Origin of the sequence: Pseudovibrio sp. W64, from assembly GCF_001623145.1 — a bacterium.
GTDB lineage: Bacteria > Pseudomonadota > Alphaproteobacteria > Rhizobiales > Stappiaceae > Pseudovibrio.
This window is the reverse complement of the sequence record NZ_LMCI01000040.1, coordinates 103,277-104,317: the sequence shown is the minus strand read 5'-3', so window position 1 is coordinate 104,317 and position 1,041 is coordinate 103,277. Positions and strand designations below refer to the sequence as shown.

The 1,041-nt window shown below is 52.7% G+C and carries 1 pseudogene; it reads right to left on the bottom strand.

The features are described from left to right. Positions 1–780 (bottom strand): annotated as a pseudogene (locus tag PsW64_RS28280) (IS481 family transposase); the annotation flags it as partial. Between the last annotated feature and the right edge of the window lie 261 nt (positions 781–1,041).

The following is a 1,041-nucleotide window of genomic DNA, read 5'->3' as shown; positions in this document are numbered from 1 at the left end:
TCTGTATGCCAGAACCTCCTCTTTCAGGGTTCGGTTAAACCGCTCATTCTTGCCCTTGGTTTGAGGATGGAAAGGTCTGGTATGGATCAGGCGGACACCAAGATGAGCCAACCAGATCCGCAATGGTGTCCAACGCTGATCGGTAAGAGCAGTCCCCCATGGAGAACCGTTGTCAACCAGAAAGGCTCTCGGCAAGCCGTAGAGCTTAAAGCTCTCTTCTAAAGCCGTTTTAACTGTATTGGTGCGTTGGTCTGGGCAAGCCTTAAGGCAGGTCGCAAACCGGGAGTGGTCGTCGACAACCGTGAGAGGATGGCAACGAGTGTTGTCTTCCAGCCTGATCCAACCTTTAAAATCCATTTGCCAGAGTTGATTAGGAAGAGGAGCTTCAAATCGCTGCCAATCCGAGGACGCTGGGATTGATTTCGGTTCAATACGGTCATGGCGCTGTAGAATGGCGTGCACCGTGGAGCTTGCTGGAACTGTAATGCCTTTATGCTGCAGGTAAGCGCGGATCTTTCGAGCACCCCAAGCCGGGTAAGTGTCACGTACTGATAAAATCCTCTGCTCCACCTCCTGTGGTGAACGTCCAGGAGATGTTCTGGGCCGGCGGGAGAGATCATTCAAGCCTTCTCCCGCACGCCACCGCCTCAGCCATTTATAGCCTGTTTGTGGGCTGATACCGAACCGGCGACACAAGGCACGCCGATTAGCATTGTCCTGATCTGCAAGTCGGACAAACTCTTCTCGAAGTTTCATTGTTGAACACTCTTGCCAAGGCATCCCGGTCCCTCCCTGAATGCCATGTTAATGTGTCAACCATCTCTCCGAACACCTGTCACCTATGTCTCCGGTATGTACATCGGGGGCCGGGATGACAAAGGAGGGATTGGTCTCATCAGCGTATCCCCACGGCAACACCTCTGCCTTCTTCTGCAACTTTTCGTTGACAGTGGGGGCGTTCCATTCCACATTCATATGTGAGGCGTAGAAACCTCTGAAAAGCGGCTACCGCTCCCGTCAACTAGCGGATTTTTTGTGCCT